Origin of the sequence: Streptomyces xanthochromogenes (assembly GCF_014650455.1) — a bacterium.
Taxonomy (GTDB): domain Bacteria; phylum Actinomycetota; class Actinomycetes; order Streptomycetales; family Streptomycetaceae; genus Streptomyces; species Streptomyces xanthochromogenes.
The window spans coordinates 337,315-359,790 of sequence record NZ_BMUZ01000005.1; the positions used below are offsets into that span (position 1 = coordinate 337,315).

The window sequence follows — 22,476 nt, forward strand, 5'->3', positions numbered from 1 at the left end:
GGCGATCGGAATGCGCCAGGGGGGCGCCGCGGGGGTTTGGGAGGGGCCGGGTTCGGGGGAGGCCCAGCCCACACCCCCGGTCCCGCCCGCGCCGCAGGGTTCAGGCTTTGCCCGCAGAGCCATTCCTGACAGACCGTCAGTTCTGTAATCTGACTGTGCGTCAGCTGACATCGGCACGGCTCAGTCAGGCAGGCCAACGACCAGGAGCGGGCGGAACGATGCTTGGATCGACTCACGGCACCCTCACGACCGACTTCCGCGCGCGCGTGGTCGCCTGCGGCGAGCAGCCCGCCCCCGGCGCCGTCCACGGCAGAGCCGCGGGCGAGGGCGACCTCGACGTCAGCGGGCGCCCGCTGTACGCCGACGTACCGGACCTGGACCGCTTCTTCCGGCCCGAGTCCGTCGCCGTCGTCGGCGCCTCCGACGCCGAGGGCCGGCCCAACACCGGCATCACCCGCCAACTCCTGGACTGGGCGCGGCGCGTCGGCGCCCGCATCCATCCCGTCCACCCCACCCGGGACACCGTCTTCGGGCTGCCCTGCGTGGCATCCGTCGCGGACCTGCCCGAACAGGTCGACCTCGCCGTGCTCCTGGTCGGCGACCCGATCCCCGTCATCGAGGAACTCGCCGAGTCCAAGGTGAAGTTCGCCGTCGCCTTCGCCTCCGGCTTCGCCGAGACCGGCGAACAGGGCGCCGCCGCACAGGAGCGGCTCGCCTCCGCCGTCAAGCGGTCCGGCATCCGGCTGCTCGGCCCCAACACCAACCTCAACGCCTTCGAGCGCTTCCGGGACGACCTCGACGGGCCCGCCATCGCGCTGATCACCCAGTCCGGCCACCAGGGACGGCCCGTCTTCACGCTGCAGGAACTGGGCGTGCGGCTCTCGCACTGGGCACCCACCGGCAACGAGGCCGACCTGGAGACCTCCGACTTCATCTCCTACTTCGCCGAACGCCCCGAGGTCGGCGCCATCGCCTGCTACGTGGAGGGCCTCAAGGACGGCCGCGCCTTCCTGCTCGCCGCCGACCGCGCGGCCCGCGCCGGCGTCCCCGTGGTGGCCGTCAAGGTCGGCCGCACCGAGGCGGGCGCGCGCATGGCGGCCTCACACACCGGCAAGCTGACCGGCGCGGACGACGTCGTGGACGCCGCCATGCGCCAGTACGGCGTCATCCGCGTCGACGGGCTCGACCAACTCCAGGACACCGCAGCCCTGTTGGCCCGCGCCCGCACGCCGCGGGCGGACGGCGTCGTGGTGTATTCGATCTCCGGCGGCACCGGCGCGCACTTCTCCGATCTGGCCACCGCCGCCGGGCTGCGCCTGCCGCCCCTGTCCGCCGCCAAGCAGGCCGAACTCCACGAGTGGATACCGCCGTACCTCAACGTCGCCAACCCCGTCGACAACGGCGGCCACCCCGTCGGCGACTGGCGCGGCCGCAAGATCATCGACGCGATCCTCGCCGACCCGTCCGTCGGCGTCCTCATCTGTCCGATCACCGGCCCCTTCCCGCCCATGAGCGACAAGCTGGCCCAGGACCTGGTGGACGCGGCGGAACAGACGGACAAACTGGTGTGTGTGGTGTGGGGCTCCCCGCTCGGCACCGAGGCCGCCTATCGCGAGACGCTGCTCGGCTCGGACCGCGTCGCCACGTTCCGTACGTTCGCCAACTGCATCGGCGCCGTCAAGGCCTACCTCTCCCACCACCGGTTCACCACCGGCTACCGCTCCCCCTTCGACGAGGCACCCCGCGTGCCCTCCCCGTCCTTCCGCAAGGCACAGGCCCTGATGCGCCCGGGCCAGCAGCTCAGCGAGCACGCGGCGAAGCAGCTCCTTCGCGCGTACGGCATCCGGGTGCCGCGTGAGCAGCTCGTGACCAGTGCGGCGGCCGCCGTACGGGCGGCGGGGCTCGTCGGCTACCCCGTGGTCATGAAGGCCTCCGGCGCCCGCCTCGCCCACAAGACCGAACTCGGCCTGGTCAAGGTCGGGTTGACCTCGGCCAGTCAGATCCGGGACGCCTATCGCGAGCTCACGGACATCGCCCGGTACGAGGGTGTCGACCTCGACGGCATCCTGGTGTGCCAAATGGTCGAGCGGGGCGTCGAGATGGTGGTCGGCGTCGGGCACGACTCCCTGTTCGGGCCCACCGTGACCGTCGGCCTCGGCGGTGTCCTGGTCGAGGTGCTCGGCGACTCCGCCGTCCGCGTGCCCCCCTTCGGCGAGGGCCAGGCCAGGGACATGCTCGACGAGCTCCGGGGGCGGGCGCTGCTCGACGGCGTACGCGGCGGGCCCCCGCTGGACGTGGACGCCCTCGTCGAGGTCGTCCTGCGCGTCCAGCGCATGGCCCTCGAACTGGGCGACGAACTCTCCGAGCTGGACATCAACCCGATCATGGTGCTGCCGCGCGGCCAGGGCGCCGTCGCGCTCGACGCGCTCGCCATCTGCCGCTGACCCCCGTCGCCGCCACCACCGCCCCATCCCCCGCACGCTCCCCACGCCGCTGCCCTGGAGCCCCGCATGGACCCCCTGGACTCATTGGTACTGCACGCCACTGACAACGGCGTCTCATGGATCACGCTCAACCGCCCCGAGGCCATGAACGCGGTCACCTGGGACCAGCGGGAACGGATCATCGCGCTGCTCGGCGAAGCCTCCGCCGACCCCGCCGTACGGGCCGTCGTGATCACCGCCACCGGGCGGGGCTTCTGCGCGGGAGCCGACCTGCGGGGCGCCCCCGTGACACGGACCGACGCCGACGGCGAGCGCGTCACGGGCGACGTCGCCCGCACCATCCGGCAGGGCGCGCAGCGGCTCGTCACCGCCGTACTCGACTGCGAGAAGCCGGTGATCGCCGCGGTCAACGGCACCGCCGCCGGACTGGGCGCACATCTCGCGCTCGCCTGCGACCTGGTCCTGGCCGCGGAGTCCGCCCGGTTCATCGAGGTGTTCGTCCGCCGGGGCCTGGTGCCCGACGGCGGCGGCGCCTACCTGCTGCCCCGCCTGGTGGGGCCGCAGCGCGCGAAGGAGCTGATGTTCTTCGGCGACGCGCTGGCGGCGGCCGATGCCGAGCGGATGGGCCTGGTCAACCGGGTCGTCGCGGACACCGAACTCGCCGCCACCGCGAAGGAGTGGGCCGAGCGGCTCGCCGCCGGCCCGACGCGCGCGCTCGCCCTCACCAAACACCTGGTGAACGCCTCTCTGGACGCCGACCGCACCACCGCCCTCGCGGCCGAGGCCTGGGCCCAGGAGATCAACATGAGCACCCGGGACGCCAACGAGGGAGTGGCGAGCTTCGTCGAGCGCCGCACCCCCAAGTACCGCGGTCTGTAAGCTGGTTGGGGACCGGGCTGTCAGTCCGACCCGCCCTCGACCCTTCCTATCTGACAGACCGTCAGGTTCAATGTGTTGCGTGATGGGACACGCAGGGATGGCGGCCACCGTCGTCCGATACCTCAGGTCCGTCGGCGCCGCCACGGCTGCCGAGCCCGTCGAATTCCTGCCCCGGCCGGACCTCAGGGCCGTACGGGACGACGAGCGGGCGCCGGTCGATCCCGGCGAGTTCCGGCGGGTGCTCGGGGGGTTCGCGAGCGGGGTCACCGTCATCACCGCCGAGGACGTGGCCGGCCCCACCGGCTTCGCCTGCCAGTCCTTCGCCTCGCTCTCCCTCGACCCGCCCCTGGTCGCCTTCATGGTGGCCCGTACGTCGACGACCTGGCCCCGCATCGCCCGGGCCGGGGTCTTCTGCGTGAACGTCCTCGGCGCCGAACAGGGCTCGCTGTGCCGGGGGTTCGCGGTCAGCGGCGCCGACAAGTTCGCCGGTGTCGCCTACGACGCGGCACCCGCGACCGGCTCGCCGCGGCTCGACGGCGTACCGGCGTGGATCGACTGCCGCATCCACACCGTGCACACCGGCGGGGACCACCTCATCGTGGTCGGCCGCGTCGAGGCCCTGGGGGCCACCGACGACGCGGACCCGCTCCTCTTCCACCGCGGCAGGTTCGGCCGCTTCGGCGAGTGAGGCCGCCGACCGGTTCCGGTTCCAGATCCGGTTGCGGTTCCGTACGTCTCCGGGTCACCACGACCCGTCGGTGATCAGGCCCCCACTGCGGGTTTCCACGCGCAGAGTGCCCCGGTCGTCGTACACCGCGTGCCGCCAGTCCGCGAAGACCTCGGCCACCCTGCGGCCCTGCCAGTCACTGGCGCCCGGCGGCGGCGCGAAGTTGACCGTCACCACGGCCCGTTCGGCCCCGCCGTGCCGCTCCTTGCGTACGCGTACCGCCACGATCGACGGCCACATCCCGTCATCGGCCTTGGTGAGGTGCTGGGAGTAGTAGTCGACGAAGTCCCGCGTCATGTCGAACCACCCGGCGGGAAGGCAGGGCACGGCGGTGCCGTCGGTGGGCGGACCGGGCGTCCCAGGATCAGCGTCCGTCGGAGGACCGGGCGTCCCGGGATCGGCATCCGTCGGAGGACCGGGCGTCCCAGGATCAGCGTCCGTCGGAGGACCGGGCGTCCCAGGATCAGCGTCCGTCGGAGGACCGGGCGTCCCAGGATCGGCATCCGTCGGAGGACCGGGGGTGCCGGGATCGGCATCCGTCGGCGCCTCGTCCGCGGAGGTCGTGTCGCCGCCGCACGCCCGCCCCGCCGTCGCGGACGGCTTCGCCGCCGGGGCCACGGACGCCGGGTCGCCCGGCCGGGCCGTTCCGCAGCCGGTCACGGCGGCGCACAGCAGGGCCGCGACCAGCGCGGCGCGCGGCACCGCACTCCGTACGCCCGTCGCACCGATGGCGTTCACGGCATCCCCCTCACCCCTGGGCGGAACCCGGGCCCCGTACGGGCCGCTCCCCCGCACAGGAAGAGGGGATCAGGCGGGGAGCGGTTCCCCCGCGGGGTCCCGGCGCCGGATGACCAGGGCCATCAGCGCGGCCGCCGCGCACATCGCGCCCGAGGCGTACCAGACGACGTCGTAGCTGCCGAAGACATCGCGGGCCACCCCGCCGAGGAAGGCGATGACGGCCGCGCCCACCTGGTGCGAGGCGAGCACCCAGCCGAAGACGATCGCGCTGTCCTCGCCATAGTGGTGTCGGCACAGGGCGATGGTCGGCGGCACGGTGGCCACCCAGTCGAGCCCGTAGAAGACGATGAAGAAGATCATCGGCGGGTGGACGGCCGGTGCGAGCAGCATCGGCAGGAAGAGCAGCGAGATGCCGCGCAGCGCGTAGTACGTGGCCAGCAGCCGGCGCGACTCGAAGCGGTCGGTGAGCCAGCCGGAGAAGATCGTGCCGACGACGTCGAAGACGCCGACCACCGCGAGCAGCCCCGCCGCGGCCGTGACCGGCATGCCGTGGTCGTGCGCGGCCGGTACGAAGTGCGTCTGGACCAAGCCGTTGGTGGAGGCGCCGCAGATCGCGAAGGTGCCCGCGAGCAGCCAGAACGGCCCGGTGCGGGCGGCCTTCACCAGGACGGTGAGGGTACGGCGGGCGGCCCCGGTGACCGGGGCGGGCTTGGGGACGTACGCGGTCGAGCCGTACGGCGCGAGGCCCACGTCCGCCGGGTGGTCGCGCAGGAGCAGCCAGACGAACGGGACGACGGCGAGGGCCGCCAGGGCCACGGTGACGGCCGCCGGGCGCCAGCCGTGTGCCTCGACCATCCAGGAAAGCAGCGGCAGGAAGATCAGCTGGCCGGAGGCGGAGGCCGCGGTCAGGACGCCGGTGACCAGGCCGCGGCGCTCGGTGAACCAGCGGTTGGTGACGGTCGCGGCGAACGCGAGGGCCATCGATCCGCTGCCCAGACCCACCAACAGGCCCCAGTACAGCATGAGTTGCCAGGCGGAGTGCATGAAGACGGTGAGCCCGGAGCCCACCGCGATCACGGTCAGGGCGACCGCGACGACCTTGCGGATGCCGAAGCGGTCCATGAGGGCGGCGGCGAAGGGCGCGGTCAGTCCGTACAGCGCGAGGTTCACCGAGACCGCGGCCCCGATCGTGCCGCGCGACCAGTGGAACTCGTTGTGCAGCGGTTCGATGAGGAGCCCGGGCAGCGAGCGGAAGGCCGCCGCACCGATGATCGTGACGAAGGCGACGGCCGCCACGTACCAGGCTCGGTGGATTCGGGGCGCGGCCTCGCGCTGCCGGGTGGGCCCGGCGGGCCGGTTCGTTGTCTGGGTCACGTCATCCAGGCTGGCCGGGGGCGGGCGATCGCACGAGTGGCCCGAAGGTCACCCTTCGCAGGGATCGGGCCACGGCTCGGACCGAATCCGGCGCAGGCGGCTGATCCCGGGGACCGCGAGCAGGACGAACGCGGCGATCGGCCCCATCCAGGCGCCAAGGGCGTGTCCGACGGAGGAGGCGGGCCAACCGGCCCCGAGCAGCCCGGCGGCGAGCGCGACCGGAACCATGCCGTCGCCGAACGGGGCGACCGTGCGGGCCGTGAAGAAGAGCCGGAAGCCGTGGTTCCAGAGGGCCGCCCCGGCGGGGGCCGCCTGCGACGGGACCCGCGTCCGGGGAGCGGCCGCGGGCACGGTTTCGTGGGTGGCCTCGGGAATGCCCTGGCCGATCGGGGACTTGTCCATCACAGGACGGCAGGTCTATCAGCTCCACCGGCTAGTGGTCTGTACCACCGGCCCCTTTGTCGCGGAGGGACGAGATGAACCCGGACCATGGACGTGACGGCACCCTTCCCCACCGGGTCGTGGTGCTCGCGCTCGACGGGCTGCTCCCCTTCGAACTGGGCATCCCCCAGCGGATCTTCGGCCGCGCCGCCGACCGCGTACGCGGTCCGCTGTACGAGGTGGTGACGTGCTCGGTGCGCCCGCCGGGCCCGGTGCGCACCGACGCGGACTTCGCGATCCTGGTCGAGAACGGGCCCGAGGCGCTGGCCACCGCCGATACGGTCGTCGTCCCCGCCTCGTACGAACTCGGCCCGGTCTTCGAGGAAGGCGTACTCACGCCCGAGCTCGCCGCGGCCCTCGCCCTGGTGCGACCCGGGACGCGCATGGTGTCCATCTGCACCGGCGGCTACGTCCTGGCGGCGGCCGGGTGCCTGGACGGCCGCCCCGCCGCCACGCACTGGGCCTCCGCCGAGCACTTCCAGCGGCTCTTTCCGGCCGTCGCGGTGGACCCGGAGGTCCTGTTCATCGACGACGGGGACGTACTGACCTCGGCCGGGGTGGCCGCCGGGATCGACCTCTGCCTGCACATCGTGCGCCGCGACCACGGGACGGCCGTCGCCAACGACGTGGCCCGGCGCACCGTCGTGCCGCCGCACCGCCCCGGCGGCCAGGCACAGTTCATCCAACGCCCGGTACCGGAGCCCCAGCTGGCCACCACCACGGCCGCCCGCGCCTGGGCCCTCGGCCGGCTGCACGAGCCGATCCAGCTGCGCGATCTGGCCGAGCAGGAGGCGATGTCGGTCCGCACCTTCACCCGCCGCTTCCGCGAGGAGGTCGGCCTGAGCCCCGGCCAGTGGCTGACCCAGCAACGCGTCGAGCACGCACGCCAGTTGCTCGAATCGAGCGACCTCTCGGTGGACGCGATAGCCCGCGCGGCGGGCTTCGGCACGCCGACCTCACTGCGCCAGCACCTCCAGGCGGCCCTGGGCGTCCCGCCGACCGCCTACCGCCGCGCGTTCCGGGCGGGAGCGTCAGGGTGAGACCGCGGCGACGGACGACGTCCGCACGAACACCGCCACCTCCAGGAACTCGTACAAAAGTTCGGCGCGGGACGGGCGATTCTGGAAGGATCTTCGGCAGACAGTTTCCGGAACCGGTCCGCCATGGGGCCGAAGAGCAGCAGGGAACGACGCCTTGAGACCCTTACGCCACTCCGCCGGGCGGCCCGCCGTCGCGCTGTCCGCCGCCGTACTCGCCCTCGGCGCGGGCCTGTTCGCCGCCCCTCCGGCCGCCGCCGCACCCGCCGGCCGAGCGGCCGTGACGGCACCTCGCACCGGGCCCGTCCTCCACGTCGCCTCGGCCGGCTCGCCCACGGCCGTCTTCGGTGACGTCGACGGGGACGCCGAGCCCGATGTCCTGCTGCCGGACAGCGCGGGCAACCTCCGCCAGGCCGGCCCGGGCGTGGACCCGTCCGTGCCGCAGAGCGCGGGGGCCGTGTCGGCGCCGGGCGGCCGGGGCTGGTCCGAGGTCCAGTACACGCATCGGGGGAGCCTCGGCTACTCCAACGTCGACGACCTGATCGCCCACGCCCCCGGAGGCCGGGGGCTCTCCGTACTTCGCAACGACGGCGGTGTCTTTGACCGGCAAAGCGGCATCAGCGTGACCAAGCCGTCCGCCTGCGTCCGGGCGGACTGGACCGAACTCACCTGCCCGGACGTCGGGTTCGGCGCGGACTGGTCCGCCGTCACCCAGGTCGTCGCCTTCGGCTCGCCGACCGGCGACAGCGGACAGACCACGGGCACCGGCTACTACGCTCTGCCCAGGACTTCACTGTTGTTCGTCGAGAACGGGCGGCTCTGGCTCGCTCTCGCCGGGGCCACGAACCAGGTCGACGACCCCGCGATCCTGCTGTCCGACAGCACTCGGTGGGGCGACTACGACCTGATCGCTCCCGGGCGGGCGAAGGGCACCGACTTCCCCACCCTGTGGGCACGGTCCCGGCAGGACGGCAGCCTGCACGCGTACGGCATCGGGGGCACCGCGGAGGCTCCCGACTTCAGCGCCTTCGCCGACCCCTCCCAGGGCCTGATCTCCGGCACCGTCGCCCCGGCGACGTACGCGCGCGTCGGCTCCGACGGGGACCTCACCGGTGACGGCATCCCCGATCTGTGGGCGGTCGACGCACAGCGGCAGCTCGTCGTGTGGAAGGGCACCGGCACGGCACCCGACCCGGCATCCGGCGTCCCGTACCCGACGGTCACCGGTGTGACCCCCACCGCCTGACACCGTCCGGCCCGCCACCTCGCGCAGGCGGCCGGCCGAGCGCCCTCGCCCCGCACGCACCTAGAAGGTCAACACCCCCCGGGCCACCCGCCCGTGGTGCAGGTCGTCCGCCGCCTTGGCGAAGTCCTCCACCGGGTAGGTCCGGGTGACCAGTTCGTCGAGGAGCAGGGTGCCCTTGCGGTACAGCTCGGCGTAGCGCGGAATGTCGTGCTGGGGGCGTGAACTGCCGTACCGGCAGCCCAGGATGGACTTGTCGAGGAACAGCGCGGCGGGCAGGAAGGACGCCTCCACGGTGGGCGCGGTCATGCCGAGGAGGATCGCCTGGCCGTGCCGGTCCAGGAGGTCGATGGCCGCGCGCACCAGGCCGGGGTGGCCCACGCACTCGAAGGCGTGGTCCGCGCCGGACGGCAGGATCTCGCGGACGCCGTCGGCCGAGGCCAGGAAGTGGGTCGCGCCGAACTGGCGGGCCAGCGGCTCCTTGGCCGGGTTGTTGTCGACGGCGACGATCACCGAGGCGCCCGCGATGCGCGCGCCCTGGATGACGTTGAGGCCGATGCCGCCGGTGCCGATGACCACGACCGTTTCGCCGATGTCCACCCTCGCCCGGTTGAGCACCGCGCCCACGCCGGTCAGGACCCCGCAGCCGATCAGCGCCGCCGAGGCCAACGGCACGTCCTGGGGGATCTTCACCGCTTGGACGGCCTTGACCAGGGTGCGTTCGGCGAACGCCGAGTTCGAGGCGAACTGGTACAGCGGGGACCCGTCCCGTGAGAACGGGCGGCCCGGCATCCCGATCGCCTTGCGGCACATCGTGGGCCGGCCCCGGTCGCACTCCGCGCAGGCCCCGCAGTTGGCGAGCGTGGACAGCGCGACGTGGTCACCCGGCACCACATGACCGACGCCCGCGCCCACCGCCTCCACCACGCCCGCGCCCTCGTGCCCGAGGACCACCGGCACGGGGAAGGGGATCGTGCCGTCGATGACGGACAGGTCGGAGTGGCACAGGCCCGCCGCCGCGACGGCCACGAGCACCTCCCCGGGGCCCGGGTCCCGTATCTCCAGATCGTCCACGACCTGGCTCTGCTTCCCGTCGAAAAGGACACCTCTCACGGAACACGGACCTCCCTCGGCAGGCCGAGCACGCGCTCGGCGATGATGGTGCGCTGGATCTCGTCCGAGCCGCCGTAGATCGTGTCGGCCCTGGCGAACAGGAACAGGTGCTGGAGCGGGTCGAGTTCGTACGGTCTCGACTCGTCCCAGTCGTACGGTCCGACGGCGGCGGCCGTGCCACGCACGGCCATCGCGAGCTCTCCGAGGCGCCGGTGCCACCCGCCCCACAGCAGCTTGGCCACGCTGGGCGCGCCCGCGTCCCCCGAACCGCCCAGCGTGCGCAGGGCGTTCCAGCGCATGACCTTCAGCTCGGCCCACTGCGCGACGAGGCGGGCGCGGAGGACCGGGTCGAGGGGATCGGCCCCGGCCCCGGGTGCCTGCCCGGACACTGCCTGGGCGACGACGTGCTCCAACTCAGCTGCGAATCCGACCTGTTGGGCCAGTGTGGATACCCCGCGCTCCAGGGCCAGCAGGCTCATCGCCACCTGCCATCCGTTGCCCTCTCCGCCGACGAGGTGCTCGGCACGGGCCTCGGCGCCGTCGAAGAACACCTCGTTGAACTCGCTGGTCCCCGTCATCTGCCGGATCGGGCGGACCTCGATCCTGCCGGGCTGGTCCATCGGCACGAGGAGGAACGAGAGCCCGTGGTGGCGCCGGGAGCCCTCCTCGGTGCGGGCGAGCACGAAGCACCACTGGGCCTCGTGGGCCAGCGAGGTCCAGATCTTCTGGCCCGTGATGCGGTACGTGTCGCCGTCGCGGCGGGCAACGGTACGGATGCCGGCCAGGTCGGAGCCGGCGCCGGGCTCGCTGTAGCCCTGGCACCACAGCTCCTCGCCACGGGCTATCGGGGGGAGGAAGCGGGCCTTCTGGGCGGGGGTGCCGTGGGCCAGGAGGGTCGGGGCGAGGAGGTTTTCGCCGATGTGGCCGGTGCGGGGCGGGGCCTTCGCGCGGGCGTATTCCTCGGCCCAGACGACCTGCTGGGTGAGGCCGGCGGACCGGTTCCCGTACGCCGTCTCCCCCCACCCGATGCCGATCCAGCCTCCTCGTCCCAACTCCCGCTCCCAGGTGCCCGGTTGCCCACCCCACGGAGTGTGCTGGGCGAGCCAGGCGCGGGCGTCCTCGCGGAACGCGGAGTCGGCGGGGCCGAAGCTGAAGTCCACGGTGACCCTCCGGGGGGTGAGGAATGCCGGGTGCGGTGCCGGTGCGGTGCGGTGCGGTGCGGTGCGGTGCGGTGCGGTGCGGTGTGCGGTGCGGTGCGGTGTGCGGTGCGGTGCGGTGCGGTGTGCGGTGTCGGGTGTGGACTGTGCGTGGCCGGTCGCGCAGTTCCCCGCGCCCCTAAAGGCTTCGGCGCTGGCCCGCATCAGGGCATTTCAGCCCGTCATGGGGGTCCCCCCTGGCCCTTGAGGCCTTGGGGGAGTTTGAGGACGAGCGCCCTCAAGGCGCGAACGGGGCCCGGGGCGGAGCCCCGGGGGGCGAGGAATGCGGTGTGCGGTGTGCGGTGTGCGGTGTGCCGTGTCGGGTGCGGACCGTGCGTGGCCGGTCGCGCAGTTCCCCGCGCCCCCAAGGGCCTTGGTGCCGGCCCGCATCGGCACTTCAGCCCGTCCGGGGGCCGGCCCTACGCGTTCGGGCGGGACGCGTCCGCGGCGGCCGCCGCCATCGCCTCCAGCTGGGCCAGGAGCGGCATGGGGTCCACCCCCACCGTCCCCGGCAGGAAGTCCGCGATCCTTTCCGGGGTCCAGGCCCCCTCCGCGTACCCCGCCCGGAGCTCCCGCGGTTGCGCCCACACCGCGATCTTCGGCCCCGCGATCGTGTACACCTGCCCGGTGATCCCCTCGTCCCGCGCCCGCGCGGACAGCAGGTACACCACGAGCGCCGCCACGTCCTCCGGCGAGCCGATCTCCTTCAGCTCCATGGGCACGTTCGCCGACATCCGGGTGCGGGCGACCGGCGCGACCGCGTTCGCCGTGACCCCGTACTTGTGCAGGCCGAGCGCCGCGCTGCGAACCAGCGAGATGATCCCCCCTTTGGCCGCGCTGTAGTTGGCCTGCGCCACGCTGCCCTGGTGGTTGCCGCTGGTGAAGCCGATCAGCGTGCCGGAGCCCTGCTTGCGCATGACCGCCGATGCCGCCCGGAACACGGTGAACGTGCCCTTCAGATGCGTGGCGACCACCGGGTCCCACTCCTCCTCGGACATGTTGAACAGCATCCGCTCGCGCAGGATGCCCGCGACGCACACCACCCCGTCGATCCGCCCGTACCGCGCGAGCGCCGTGTCGACGATGCGCTGGCCGCCCGCCATCGTCGAGATGTCGTCGGCGACGGCCACCGCCTCGCCGCCGGCCGCGACGATCTCCTTCACCACCGCGTCGGCGATCTCGCTGCTCGGCTCGCCGCCCTCGATCGAGACGCCGTAGTCGTTGACGACGACCTTGGCTCCCTCGGCGGCCGCGGCGAGCGCGACGGCCCGGCCGATGCCCCGCCCGGCCCCCGTCACGGCGATGACCTTGCCTGCCAAGAAGTTCCCCACGTCCGGCCCCTTCCCGCGGTTTCTGACGGACCGTTAGATTCTATGACCCGTCGGATGCTTCACCACAAGACCCCGGGAGGAACGGGTATGCCACTGCCGCCCGAGTTCCATGAAATCGCCAAACGCGTGAACAACTGGGGGCGTTGGGGGGCCGACGACGAGCGCGGCACGCTCAACCACATCAGCGACGAGGTCGTCCGCGAGGCGGCCGGCGAGATACGGTCCGGGCTCCGCGTCCCGCTCGCGCTGCCCCTCCAGCAGGACGGGGTGCAGACCGGGGTCATACCCGGGCGGGTCAATCCGCTGCACACCATGGTGCAGATCAACCAGGAGATCTTCGGCCCCGGCACCATCGCGTGCAGCGACGACGCGGTGACCTTCGGGCTCCAGGCCGCCACGCACTGGGACGCGCTGACCCACGTCTCGCACTCCGGGAGGATCTACAACGGCCGCCCCGCCGCCACCATCACCGCGCACGGCGGCGCCGAGTTCAGCGGCATCGACAAGCCCGGACACGTCGTCTCGCGCGGGGTCCTGCTCGACGTGGCCCGCGCCAAGGGCCTCGACCGCCTCGCGGGCGGCCACGCGGTCACCCCGGAAGACCTGGCCGAGGCCGAGGAGTTCGCCGGCGTCACCGTGCGCGCCGGGGACATCGTCCTCGTACGCACCGGCCAGATCCAGGTCTACCTGGCCGGGGACAAGCACGGCTACGGCTACCCGTCGCCGGGCCTGTCCGTACGGGCGCCCGAGTGGTTCCACACCCGGGACGTCGCGGCGGTCGCCAACGACACCCTGACCTTCGAGATCTTCCCGCCCGAGATCGAGGACCTGTGGCTGCCGGTGCACGCCCTGGACCTGGTGGAGATGGGCATGCTTCAGGGCCAGAACTGGAATCTGGAAGCCCTGTCCACCGCCTGCGCCGAGGCGTCCCGGTACACGTTCCTGCTCAGCGCCATGCCGGAGCCGTTCGTCGGCGGCACCGGCACCCCCGTCGCCCCGGTGGCCGTCCTCTAGGACGGGCCCGGGACTCAGGGGTGGCGGCCACGCATGCGCGCCCCGAGCGCGGCACCGTCGCCGCCACCCCGGCACCGGCGTACCGGCCCTGCCCCCCGGGTGCCCTGAGAGGAGCAGCGCCCTGGTGCTGCTGACGCCGTGCCGCGACCCGCACTCGCCGAGGCGTGCAGTTCCTCGGCGTCCCCTCGCGACGAATCGCTCATCCCAGAGTGATCAGGCGGCCACCAGGCGTCAACACCGCGTTAACCGTTCGCGGCTTATGCCGTATTTGTGACAGCGCGTGGGGGCTCATAGGCCCCGTTCCCGTACGCCCCGGTCGTGCGCCCGGAACACTCCTTGAGCCCCGAGTGATCCGAACGCTCCGGTGCGGACGGCCCGACGGGCGCGTCGCGGTCCACCTCGCACCAGATGGACTTGCCCGCACCCTCGGCCCGCCAGCCCCAGCGGTCGGCGAGCCCGTCGACGAGCTCCAGGCCGCGCCCGTTGGTGTCGTCGCCCTGCGCGTGCCGGGGTTTGGGGGGACAACAGCTGCGGTCGGCCACCTCGACCCGGACGGTGCCGCCCTCGGCCGGGCCGAGCAGCATCCGCAGCACCGCCGGACAGCCCGTGTGCACCACGGCGTTGGTGACGAGCTCCGAGATCAACAGGATCAAGGTCTCGGCGAGTGGCTCATCGAGCCCTATGCCGCAGCCGACCAGCCGCGAACGTGCCCACTTGCGGGCCCGGCCCACCTCGGCGGGATCCGGCCCGACCTCCAACTGAACCTGAAGCACCTGCACCGTTCACACCATCCGAACCGGCGGACACATCGCCTCGCGCCTCACAGGGACCACCATCGGGGTCACAGAACGTGATTCCCGTGGGAGACAGCATGGTTGACGTACAGTCACCGCAACAAGCGCTTCGGGCATATTCCAGCGCGAAGGAGTATGCGTGGTGCATACTGTGCGGCTCACCTTGCGAGAAACCGAACGGGAGCGCGTACGACGCCTCCGTGCGGCGCGAACGGCGTGCGTCCCGGGGCCCGGAGCCACCGCACTGGCAACACCGGGAGAACCGCTCCACACCACCACTCGCATCCCACGGAGAGTACCCGAGAGCGCCCCCGACTCCGGCTCGTGGCGAGTACGCCGGGCCGTCGATATCGACGCATAGTGACCACTGCCCGGTCGGCCCAACTCCCCCGTGCCGACCGGAAGGCCGCTCAGAGTGCCGCCGCCAGGACCTCGCACGCCTCCTTCGCCGACTGCCACTGCTCGGCCCGCACCCAGGCCCGTTTGAGGTGCAGGTGCACATCGGCCTCCCAGGTGAACCCCATCCCGCCGTGCACCTGGAGGCAGTCCCGCGCACCCCGCACGGCCGCCTCGTCGGCGAGCAGCTTGGCCCCGGCGATCTCTTCGGCGTCCCCCGTCACGGCCGCCGCGTACACGGCGGCCCGCGCCACCTCGGTCCGTACGAGCATGTCGGCGCAGAGGTGCTTGACCGCCTGGAAGGACCCCACGGGCCGCCCGAACTGCTCCCGCTCCTGGGCGTGTTGGACCGCCAGTTCGGTGCTGCGGGCCGCACTGCCGAGCTGTTCCGCCGCGGCCAGGAGAACGGCTTCGGGGTCCCCGGTCGTACGGCGTCCGCCGGTGCGGTGGAGGGGCGTCAGGGGGTCGACCGAGCGCAGCGGCGTCGCGCCCGAGGCATCGCCCTGTACGTGGTCGGCCTCCGCGAGCCAGCCGACCAGCCCGCCGTCGACGCGGGTCACGACCGTCTCGCCGCCCGCCGCGCCCTTCACCGCACCGGCCGCCAGATGGCTGGCCACCAGCGGGCCCGGCAGCAGCGCCCGGCCCGCCTCCTCGAAGAGCAGCACCGCCTCGGGGAGCCCGAGCCCGACCCCGCCCTCGCTCTCCGGCAGCCGCAGCGCGAAGAACCCGGCCTCCCCCAGGGCCCGCCACAGCGTCCGGTCGAGCTCGGGCCGGTCGACCGCCGCCCGCAGCGCGTCCCGGCCGAACCGCGCCGCGAGCAGCTCGCGCATGCCGGCCTTCAAAGCCCGCTGGTCGGAGGTGAGTTGGAAGTCCATCAGCGCCCCTTGGGCAGGCCGAGGATGCGCTCGGCGACGATGTTCCGCTGGATCTGCGAGGTGCCGGCGGCGATGGTGTACGACAGGGACGAGAGGCGGTCGAGGGTCAGGTCCCGGCCGAGGTCGAGCGCATCGGGGCCGAGGACACGGGCGGCGGTGTCGAACAGCTCCTGACGTGCGTGCGAATAGCGCAACTTGAAGACGGAGCCGCCGACGCCGGGCACCCCGCCGCCGCGCTGCGCCGCACTCACGTTCCACTGGGTGAGCCGCCACAGCGCAGTGAACTCGGCGTTCAGACGACCGAGTTGGCGCCGCAGGGCGTCGTCGTCCCAGCTTCCGTTCGCCTGGGCGGTCTTCGCGAGTTCGGCGAGGGTGCGACGGCAGGCCACCACTTCTCCCACGAAAGCGGTACCCCGTTCGAAGGACAGCGTCACCATGGTGACCCGCCAGCCGTCGTTCTCCGCGCCCACCCGGTTGGCGACGGGCACCCGGACCTCGTCCAGGAACACCTCGGCGAACTCGGCGGACCCGGCCAGGGTGCGCAGCGGCCGGACGGTGATGCCGGGCGCGTCCATCGGCAGGGCCAGCCAGGTGATGCCGCGGTGCTTGGGCGCGTCCGGGTCGGTGCGCACCAACAGTTCGCACCAGTCGGCCACTTCGGCGTGCGAGGTCCAGATCTTCGAGCCGGACACGACGTAGTCGTCGCCGTCCCGGACCGCCCGGGTACGCAGCGCCGCGAGGTCGGAGCCGGCGTCCGGTTCACTGAAGCCCTGGCACCAGATCTCGTCGCCGCGCAGCACCGGAGGCAGCCAGCGGGCCCGCTGTCCGGGGGTGCCCTCGGCGGCGATGGTCGGTCCGGCGTGCAGCAGCCCGACGAAGTTGGCGCCCACATAGGGCGCGCCCGCCTTCTCGGTCTCCTCCAGGTAGATGAGGTGCTGGGTGGGCGTGGCACCCCGGCCGCCTGCCGCCTCGGGCCAGTGCAGGCCCGCGTATCCGGCGCCGTACAGCATCCGCTGCCAGGTGGTGTCGTAGGCGCGACGCGCCGGCCAGTCCAACGGGTCCGGCCGGGGCGGCAGTTGGGGAAGTGCGGTGGCGAGCCACCCGCGCAGCCCGGCCCGGAAGGCCTCTTCCTCCTCGGTGTACGTCAGGTCCATCGGCACTCCCCGAGGTACGCGGCACCCATCAGCGGGTCCGGTCGGGGCGGGGCCGGTCGAGGTCGAGGCCGAGCATGCGGATGGCGTTGCCGCGCATCAGCTTGTGGACGGTCTCGTCGTCGAGCCCCTTCACATGGTCGAGGGCGACCTCCTTGGTGTGCGGGAAGGTCGAGTCGACGTGCGGGTAGTCCGTCTCGAAGGTGGCGTTGTCGCGCCCGACCACGTCCAGGGACGCCACTCCGTGCTTGTCGCGGAAGAAGCAGCAGAAGATCTGCCGGTAGTAGTACGTGGACGGCGGTTCGGGGATCAGGTCGCGCACCCCGCCCCAGGCCCGGTGCTCCTCCCACACGTCGTCGGCGCGCTCCAGGGCGTACGGAATCCAGCCCATCTGGCCTTCGCTGTAGGCGAGTTTGAGGGTGGGGAACTTGACGAGGACGCCGCTGAAGAGGAAGTCCATCATCGACGCCATGGCGTTGTTGAAGCTGAGCGAGGCCTGCACGGCGGGCGGCGCGTCGGGGGACGCGGCGGGCATCTGGGAGCTGCTGCCGATGTGCATGTTGACGACGGTGCCGGTCTCCTGGCAGACCGCGAAGAACGGGTCCCAGTAGCCGGAGTGGATGGACGGCAGGCCGAGGTGCGTGGGGATCTCGGAGAACGTCACCGCGCGCACCCCGCGCGCCGCGTTGCGCCGGATCTCGGCGACCGCGAGGTCGATGTCCCACAGCGGGATGATGCACAGCGGGATGAGCCGGCCGCCGCTGTCGCCGCACCACTCCTCCACCATCCAGTCGTTGTAGGCCCGCACACAGGCGAGCGCGACCTCCTTGTCGTGGGCCTCGGCGAAGGTCTGGCCGCAGAAGCGCGGGAAGGTGGGGAAGCAGAGGGAGGCCTCGACGTGGTTGAGGTCCATGTCGTCCAGGCGCGCCTTGGGGTCCCAGCAGCCGCGCCGCATCTCGGCCCGGGTGATCCCTTCGAGCGTCATGTCGTCGCGGTCGAAGCCGACCGCCGCGATGTTGCGCTTGTACGGGAACTTCAGGTCCTCGTAGATCCACCAGTCGGTGGGCGGCCCGTCCGGGTCCATCGTGATCTGGTACTTCCCCGCCACGTAAGCCAGTTCGCCGATACCGGCGGTGAGCGGCCGCGGCCCGCGCTCGCGGTACTTGGCGGGCAGCCAGACGTCGAAGAGATGGGCCGGCTCGATCACATGGTCGTCGACGCTGACGATCCGCGGCAGTTCGGTCATGAGGTCCCCTCCGCACATCTGATGCTCCGTCAGATTGCAGGCTAGCCCCGCACCTCTGGACCAGCAAGGAGCGGGGGCCTACGCTCTGCGCCATATCTGACTGCCCGTCAGTTATGGCGCTCGGCGGAACCGTTGGGGGATCGGCATGACCGACACCGCACACGCACTGGACTCCTCGGGCACGCTCTGGGAGCTGATCGAGCGCCGCGCGGAGCTCACCCCGGACCGCCCGGTCCTGCTCCAGGGCGACCGCACCCTCACCTTCGGCGCCCTGCGCGAGCGCTGCGAGCGGGTGGCGGCGGGCCTGTACGGCATGGGGGTGCGGCCCGGCACGGTGGTGGCCTGGCAGCTGCCGACCCGGATCGAGACGGCCCTCCTGTCCTTCGCCCTCGCTCGGCTCGGCGCCGTCCAGTCCCCGGTGATCCCCTTCTACCGGGACCGCGAGGTGGGCTTCGCGCTGCGCGAGTCGAAGGCGGAGTTCTTCGGGGTACCCGGGGTGTGGCGCGGCTTCGACCACACCGCGATGGCCCGGCGGCTCGGAGCCCGGGGCGTCTTCGAGGCGTACGACGAACTTCCGGACGGCGCACCGGAGTTGCTGCCGCCACCGCCGACGGACGGCACGTCCGTCCGCTGGATCTACTGGACGTCGGGCACCACCTCCGACCCCAAGGGCGTGCTGCACACCGACCGTTCACTGATCGCGGGCGGCTCGTGCCTGGCGCACGCCCTGCACCTGTCGGACGCCGACGTCGGCTCGATGGCCTTCCCGTTCGCCCACATAGCGGGGCCCGACTACACGGTGATGCTGCTGCTCTACGGCTTCCCCGCGGTGATGTTCGAGCACTTCGCGCTGCCGGACGCACTGGCGGAGTACCGGCGCCACGGCGTGACGGTGGCCGGCGGCTCGACCGCGTTCTACTCGATGTTCCTGGCCGAGCAGCGCAAGCGGCCCGGCGAGAAGGTCGTCCCCACCCTGCGGCTGCTCGCGGGCGGCGGGGCCCCGAAGCCGCCCGAGGTCTACCACGCGGTCGTCCGGGAGATGGGCGTGCAGCTCACCCACGGGTACGGCATGACCGAGGTCCCGATGATCACGATGGGCGCCCCCGACGACACCGCCGAGCATCTGGCCACCACCGAGGGGTGCCCCCCGCCCGGCATGGAGATCCGGATCACCGACGAGTCGGGCGCCCCGCTCCCGTACGGGGTGGACGGCGAGGTGCGGCTGCGCGGCGAGGCGGTGTGCCAGGGCTATCTCGACCCGGCCCAGTCGAAGACCGTCTTCGACGCGGACGGGTTCCTGATCACCGGCGACGTGGGGCACGTGCGGGAGACCGGGCACCTCGTCCTGACCGGACGCATCAAGGACATCATCATCCGCAAGGGCGAGAACATCTCCGCGAAGGAGATCGAGGACCTGCTCCACACCCATCCGGCGGTGGGCGACGCGGCCGTCGTCGGCCTGCCCGACGCCGAGCGCGGCGAACTGGTCTGCGCGGTCGTCGAACAGCCGCCCGGCGCACCCGAGTTGACGCTGGCAGAGCTCACCTCGTATCTGCGCTCCCAGGGACTCTCGGTGCACAAGCTGCCCGAGCGTCTTGAGGTGGTGGAGGCGCTGCCGAGGAACGAGGCACTGCGGAAGGTCCTGAAATACAAGTTGCGGGAGCGGTTCGGCGGGGCATGACCCCCAGCGCCCCGCCACACCCCCACGAGGACCACGAGGACGTGACCGATGGAACTCTCCCGCCGCCACCTCATACTCGGCGCCGCCGCCCTCTCCACGACGGCACTCCTGCCCACGACCGCCCGGGCCGCCGTGCGCCCACGGGCGAGCGCGGACCCCGCGAACTGGATGGCCGCACTGCCCGACAGCCGCTCCCTGCTGCGCATGACGATCCCCGGCACCCACGACTCCTGCTGTACGAACCCGAACAACGGCACCGAGTGGTCGCACACCCAGAACTGGGGCCTGACCCAGCAGTTGCAGCAGGGCGTCCGCTTCTTCGACATCCGCGCCAACGGACTCCAAGGCCATCTCGACGACGCCTTCGGCATCTACCACGCCGCCTTCTACCAGGGCATGACGTTCGGCGACGTGCTCACCCAGAGCGCCGCCTTCCTCGACAGCCATCCCGGCGAAGTCCTCCTGATGCGGCTGAAGAAGGAGAACGGCACGAACAACGACGTCGGCGCGAACTTCAAGAACGTGCTCAACGTCTACCTCGACCAGAAGGGCTGGCGCTCGCGCTTCCTGCTGACCGACCGGGTGCCCACCCTCGGCGAGGCGCGCGGCAAGATCGTGCTCATCGCCCAGTTCGACAACGACTGGCCGGTGCTCCAATGGCCCGGCGGCGACAACGACTTCCTCGCCAACCAGTACATCCGGCTCCAGGACATCTACCAGGGCCTGTCCTGGCCGTCGAAGAAGACGGCCAAGGTGACCCAGCAGTTCGACAACGCCTTCTACGACCAGAACTCGGCACAGCTCTACATCAACTTCACCAGCTACGCGGGCGGCGGCTGGCCCAAGGTCAACGCGGACGCGATCATGCCCGGCGTCCAGAGCTACCTGAACGCGCGGCTGGGCGAGCAGACCCATCTGGGCGTGGTGCCCATGGACTTCCCGGACTTCCACTCGGACACCCTGCGCACCCTGATCGACTGGAACTGGCACTGAGCGCCGGGCGGGCCCCGGCTACGGCATCGTCGTGAAGTAGGCGGCGAAGGCGGCGACCGCGTCCGGTTCCGTGATGCGGCCGTCGCCGTCCTGGTCCAGGGTCACGGCCACATCGGCCGCGGCCCGGGGCGAGACGCCGAGGGCCCGCAGCGCGCGCTCGCAGTCGGGCACCGCCACCGTGCCGACGCCTGCCGTGTCGGCGACGGCGAAGGCGGCGTGCAGGAACGGGCGGGCGATCTCGGTGAACCCGGTGGTGCGGTCCCGCAGGCGCTTGAGGGCGCCGCCCACGAACTCCTGCCGGGTCACCCGCTGGTCCCCGTCCACGTCCGCGATCCCGGCGAGGCCCTGCCACATCGCCTCAGCGCCGCCGTACAGCGCCTGCCCCCGGTCGCAGCGGGCGGTGGTGCCGAACTCGGCGAGCAACGCCTTGGCCGCCATCGAGAAGTCCTCGCGGTCGATCCAGCCGTTGCCGTCCTGGTCGAAGGAGGCGAACCGGGCGGCCACCCTGCGTTCGTATTCCGCACTCTCGGGACTGTCCATACTGTCCATGTCCGGAGCGTACGACTCGCAGCGCCGGTACGAGGGGCTTACGGCCAGGCGTGCCCCCGGGCGCGCGGTCAGGCGGAGATCGGTTCGGCCAGGTCGTCGGCGGCCGACCCCACATCTCCGTACACCTCGAAGAGGCGGCGTACGCCGAGTGCGGCGAGCACCTTGTTCACATGGCTGCCGTCCAGGGCTCCGCGGGCGGGCAGTATGAGCCGCAGCCGGCCCTGGCAGGAGCGCATCAGGCGGCGCGACGCGATCAGCACGCCCACCCCGATGGAGTCGCAGAACAGCACTCCGGACAGGTCGAGGACCAGATCGCGGCGGCCGTCGGCGACCACGGCGTGCACCTGGCGGCGCAGGCCGGGCGAGGTCACCAGGTCCAGCTCGCCGCTGACCCGCAGCACCGTCCACGTGCCCTGCTCGGACTCGTCCACTCTCAGCGTCACGCCACCGGTCCCTCTCTGTGCTGCCGTGCCCCCATCCTGCGCGGCTGCCCATGCCCACCCTCGCGAAACACCGCCTTTATCATCTGGCGGCGCTGTGAGGGCGCACTTGGTGCAAACCTCCGTGCATTGTCAGCCCGTCGCATTACATTCGTAGGTACGCAGAGACGGGCGCACAGGGGCACACGCGAGGAACGACAGGGCACGGGGAACGACAGGGTTGGGGAGCCTATGCCGAAGGACGCACCACCTCGGTGGGACCGCCGGATGCAGCAGCGACTCGCGCGCGGCGAGGCCGCCGCCCTCGGCGAGCTGTACGACCGGTTCGCCTCCCTGGTGCACAGCCTCGCCCACCGCGTGCTGAGCGACGAGGGCGCGGCGGACGCGATCACCCGCGAGGTCTTCGGCTACGTCTGGGAGAACCCGGACGCCTACGACCCCAAGCAGGGCTCGATGCGCTCCTGGGTGGCCAAGCTGACCCAGCGCCAGGCCGTGCAGCGGCTGCGCCAGGACGAGACGTCCTCGTACGAGGAGAGCGGCGTGGGCTCGACCGAGGAGCTGGAGCAGAAGGTGCGGCGGGCCTCGGCGGCCGCCCGCGCCGACTACATCGTGACGTCGATGCCCGCCCCGCTGCGCGCCGCCCTGGAGCTGGCCTACTTCCAGCGCCGGGACTACCGCCAGGCCGCGGCCGACCTCAGCATCACCGAGGACGAGGCGCGCCGGCGTCTGCGGCTCGGCCTGCAACTTCTCTCCTCGGCCAACACCCGGCCGCCGGAGGGAGCCGCGCCGCCCGGATACGGGCGGGCCTGGTGAC

At 72.2% G+C, this 22,476-nt stretch carries 20 protein-coding genes and 1 pseudogene; 9 read left to right on the top strand and 12 right to left on the bottom strand.

Annotated elements, in window-relative coordinates; translation table 11 throughout:
* Positions 1–218: 218 nt before the first annotated feature.
* The 3 genes from IE267_RS15665 (at position 219) to IE267_RS15675 (ending at position 4,011) form a co-directional block, all read left to right on the top strand.
* Positions 219–2,444 carry an acetate--CoA ligase family protein gene (locus tag IE267_RS15665; RefSeq protein WP_189763637.1) on the top strand — a complete coding sequence of 742 codons (2,226 nt, stop codon included), beginning with the start codon at positions 219–221 and terminating at the stop codon, positions 2,442–2,444.
* Between the two features lie 66 nt (positions 2,445–2,510).
* On the top strand, positions 2,511–3,323 hold the full coding sequence (locus tag IE267_RS15670) for an enoyl-CoA hydratase/isomerase family protein (protein ID WP_167159119.1): 813 nt from the start codon (positions 2,511–2,513) through the stop codon (positions 3,321–3,323).
* A 97-nt stretch (positions 3,324–3,420) separates the two neighbouring features.
* Positions 3,421–4,011, top strand: a complete 591-nt coding sequence (locus tag IE267_RS15675) for a flavin reductase family protein (RefSeq protein ID WP_189763768.1) — start codon at positions 3,421–3,423, stop codon at positions 4,009–4,011.
* Positions 4,012–4,065: 54 nt separating this feature from the next.
* Here IE267_RS15675 and IE267_RS15680 read toward each other — a convergent pair whose 3' ends face one another.
* The 3 genes and pseudogenes from IE267_RS15680 to IE267_RS15690 all read right to left on the bottom strand — a co-directional run.
* Positions 4,066–4,347: a hypothetical protein gene (locus IE267_RS15680; protein ID WP_189763638.1), complete on the bottom strand. Its 282-nt coding sequence runs from the start codon at positions 4,345–4,347 to the stop codon at positions 4,066–4,068.
* Positions 4,348–4,857: 510 nt separating this feature from the next.
* Positions 4,858–6,162 (bottom strand): MFS transporter, encoded by a 1,305-nt coding sequence (locus IE267_RS15685; RefSeq protein ID WP_189763639.1) that lies wholly within the window; start codon positions 6,160–6,162, stop codon positions 4,858–4,860.
* A gap of 120 nt (positions 6,163–6,282) precedes the next feature.
* Positions 6,283–6,564: pseudogene (locus IE267_RS15690) on the bottom strand (MFS transporter); the annotation flags it as partial.
* A gap of 74 nt (positions 6,565–6,638) precedes the next feature.
* On the opposite strand from IE267_RS15690, the gene IE267_RS15695 reads away from it, so the two are divergent.
* The gene (locus tag IE267_RS15695; protein WP_189763640.1) at positions 6,639–7,643 is read left to right on the top strand and encodes a GlxA family transcriptional regulator; all 1,005 of its coding nucleotides are present in this window, start codon (positions 6,639–6,641) and stop codon (positions 7,641–7,643) included.
* A 154-nt stretch (positions 7,644–7,797) separates the two neighbouring features.
* Complete coding sequence (locus IE267_RS15700) at positions 7,798–8,886, top strand: hypothetical protein (protein ID WP_189763641.1); 1,089 nt, start codon at positions 7,798–7,800, stop codon at positions 8,884–8,886.
* Positions 8,887–8,946: 60 nt separating this feature from the next.
* Here the strand turns inward: IE267_RS15700 and IE267_RS15705 are convergent, their stop codons facing one another.
* From IE267_RS15705 to IE267_RS15715, 3 genes are all read right to left on the bottom strand, one after another.
* Positions 8,947–9,996, bottom strand: coding sequence for a Zn-dependent alcohol dehydrogenase (locus IE267_RS15705; protein WP_189763642.1), 1,050 nt, complete (start codon positions 9,994–9,996; stop codon positions 8,947–8,949).
* Entirely contained in the window at positions 9,993–11,156 is a 1,164-nt protein-coding gene (locus IE267_RS15710) for an acyl-CoA dehydrogenase family protein (protein ID WP_189763769.1), read from the bottom strand. Before IE267_RS15710 ends, IE267_RS15705 begins: the two co-directional genes overlap by 4 nt.
* A gap of 455 nt (positions 11,157–11,611) precedes the next feature.
* Complete coding sequence (locus IE267_RS15715; protein ID WP_161244809.1) at positions 11,612–12,523, bottom strand: SDR family NAD(P)-dependent oxidoreductase; 912 nt, start codon at positions 12,521–12,523, stop codon at positions 11,612–11,614.
* A gap of 87 nt (positions 12,524–12,610) precedes the next feature.
* Between IE267_RS15715 and IE267_RS15720 the strand changes: the two genes are divergently transcribed.
* Positions 12,611–13,537 (top strand): cyclase family protein, encoded by a 927-nt coding sequence (locus tag IE267_RS15720; RefSeq protein ID WP_189763643.1) that lies wholly within the window; start codon positions 12,611–12,613, stop codon positions 13,535–13,537.
* 257 nt (positions 13,538–13,794) lie between these two features.
* Here IE267_RS15720 and IE267_RS15725 read toward each other — a convergent pair whose 3' ends face one another.
* The 4 genes from IE267_RS15725 to IE267_RS15740 all read right to left on the bottom strand — a co-directional run bounded on the left by IE267_RS15725 (position 13,795) and on the right by IE267_RS15740 (position 17,999).
* Positions 13,795–14,316, bottom strand: a complete 522-nt coding sequence (locus IE267_RS15725; protein ID WP_161244807.1) for an ATP-binding protein — start codon at positions 14,314–14,316, stop codon at positions 13,795–13,797.
* 425 nt (positions 14,317–14,741) lie between these two features.
* On the bottom strand, positions 14,742–15,602 hold the full coding sequence (locus IE267_RS15730; RefSeq protein ID WP_189763644.1) for an acyl-CoA dehydrogenase family protein: 861 nt from the start codon (positions 15,600–15,602) through the stop codon (positions 14,742–14,744).
* Entirely contained in the window at positions 15,602–16,756 is a 1,155-nt protein-coding gene (locus IE267_RS15735) for an acyl-CoA dehydrogenase family protein (protein ID WP_189763645.1), read from the bottom strand. Before IE267_RS15735 ends, IE267_RS15730 begins: the two co-directional genes overlap by 1 nt.
* 28 nt (positions 16,757–16,784) lie before the next feature.
* Entirely contained in the window at positions 16,785–17,999 is a 1,215-nt protein-coding gene (locus tag IE267_RS15740; protein WP_161244804.1) for an amidohydrolase family protein, read from the bottom strand.
* Positions 18,000–18,144: 145 nt separating this feature from the next.
* On the opposite strand from IE267_RS15740, the gene IE267_RS15745 reads away from it, so the two are divergent.
* Both IE267_RS15745 and IE267_RS15750 read left to right on the top strand, forming a co-directional pair.
* Entirely contained in the window at positions 18,145–19,680 is a 1,536-nt protein-coding gene (locus IE267_RS15745; RefSeq protein WP_189763646.1) for a class I adenylate-forming enzyme family protein, read from the top strand.
* 48 nt (positions 19,681–19,728) lie between these two features.
* Positions 19,729–20,673 carry a phosphatidylinositol-specific phospholipase C gene (locus IE267_RS15750; RefSeq protein WP_189763647.1) on the top strand — a complete coding sequence of 315 codons (945 nt, stop codon included), beginning with the start codon at positions 19,729–19,731 and terminating at the stop codon, positions 20,671–20,673.
* A gap of 18 nt (positions 20,674–20,691) precedes the next feature.
* Here IE267_RS15750 and IE267_RS15755 read toward each other — a convergent pair whose 3' ends face one another.
* Both IE267_RS15755 and IE267_RS15760 read right to left on the bottom strand, forming a co-directional pair.
* Positions 20,692–21,222 (bottom strand): EF-hand domain-containing protein, encoded by a 531-nt coding sequence (locus tag IE267_RS15755; RefSeq protein ID WP_275901398.1) that lies wholly within the window; start codon positions 21,220–21,222, stop codon positions 20,692–20,694.
* A gap of 68 nt (positions 21,223–21,290) precedes the next feature.
* Positions 21,291–21,665, bottom strand: coding sequence for an STAS domain-containing protein (locus tag IE267_RS15760; RefSeq protein WP_161244801.1), 375 nt, complete (start codon positions 21,663–21,665; stop codon positions 21,291–21,293).
* 228 nt (positions 21,666–21,893) lie between these two features.
* On the opposite strand from IE267_RS15760, the gene IE267_RS15765 reads away from it, so the two are divergent.
* Positions 21,894–22,475, top strand: coding sequence for a sigma-70 family RNA polymerase sigma factor (locus IE267_RS15765; protein WP_167159097.1), 582 nt, complete (start codon positions 21,894–21,896; stop codon positions 22,473–22,475).
* Position 22,476 lies beyond the last annotated feature (1 nt).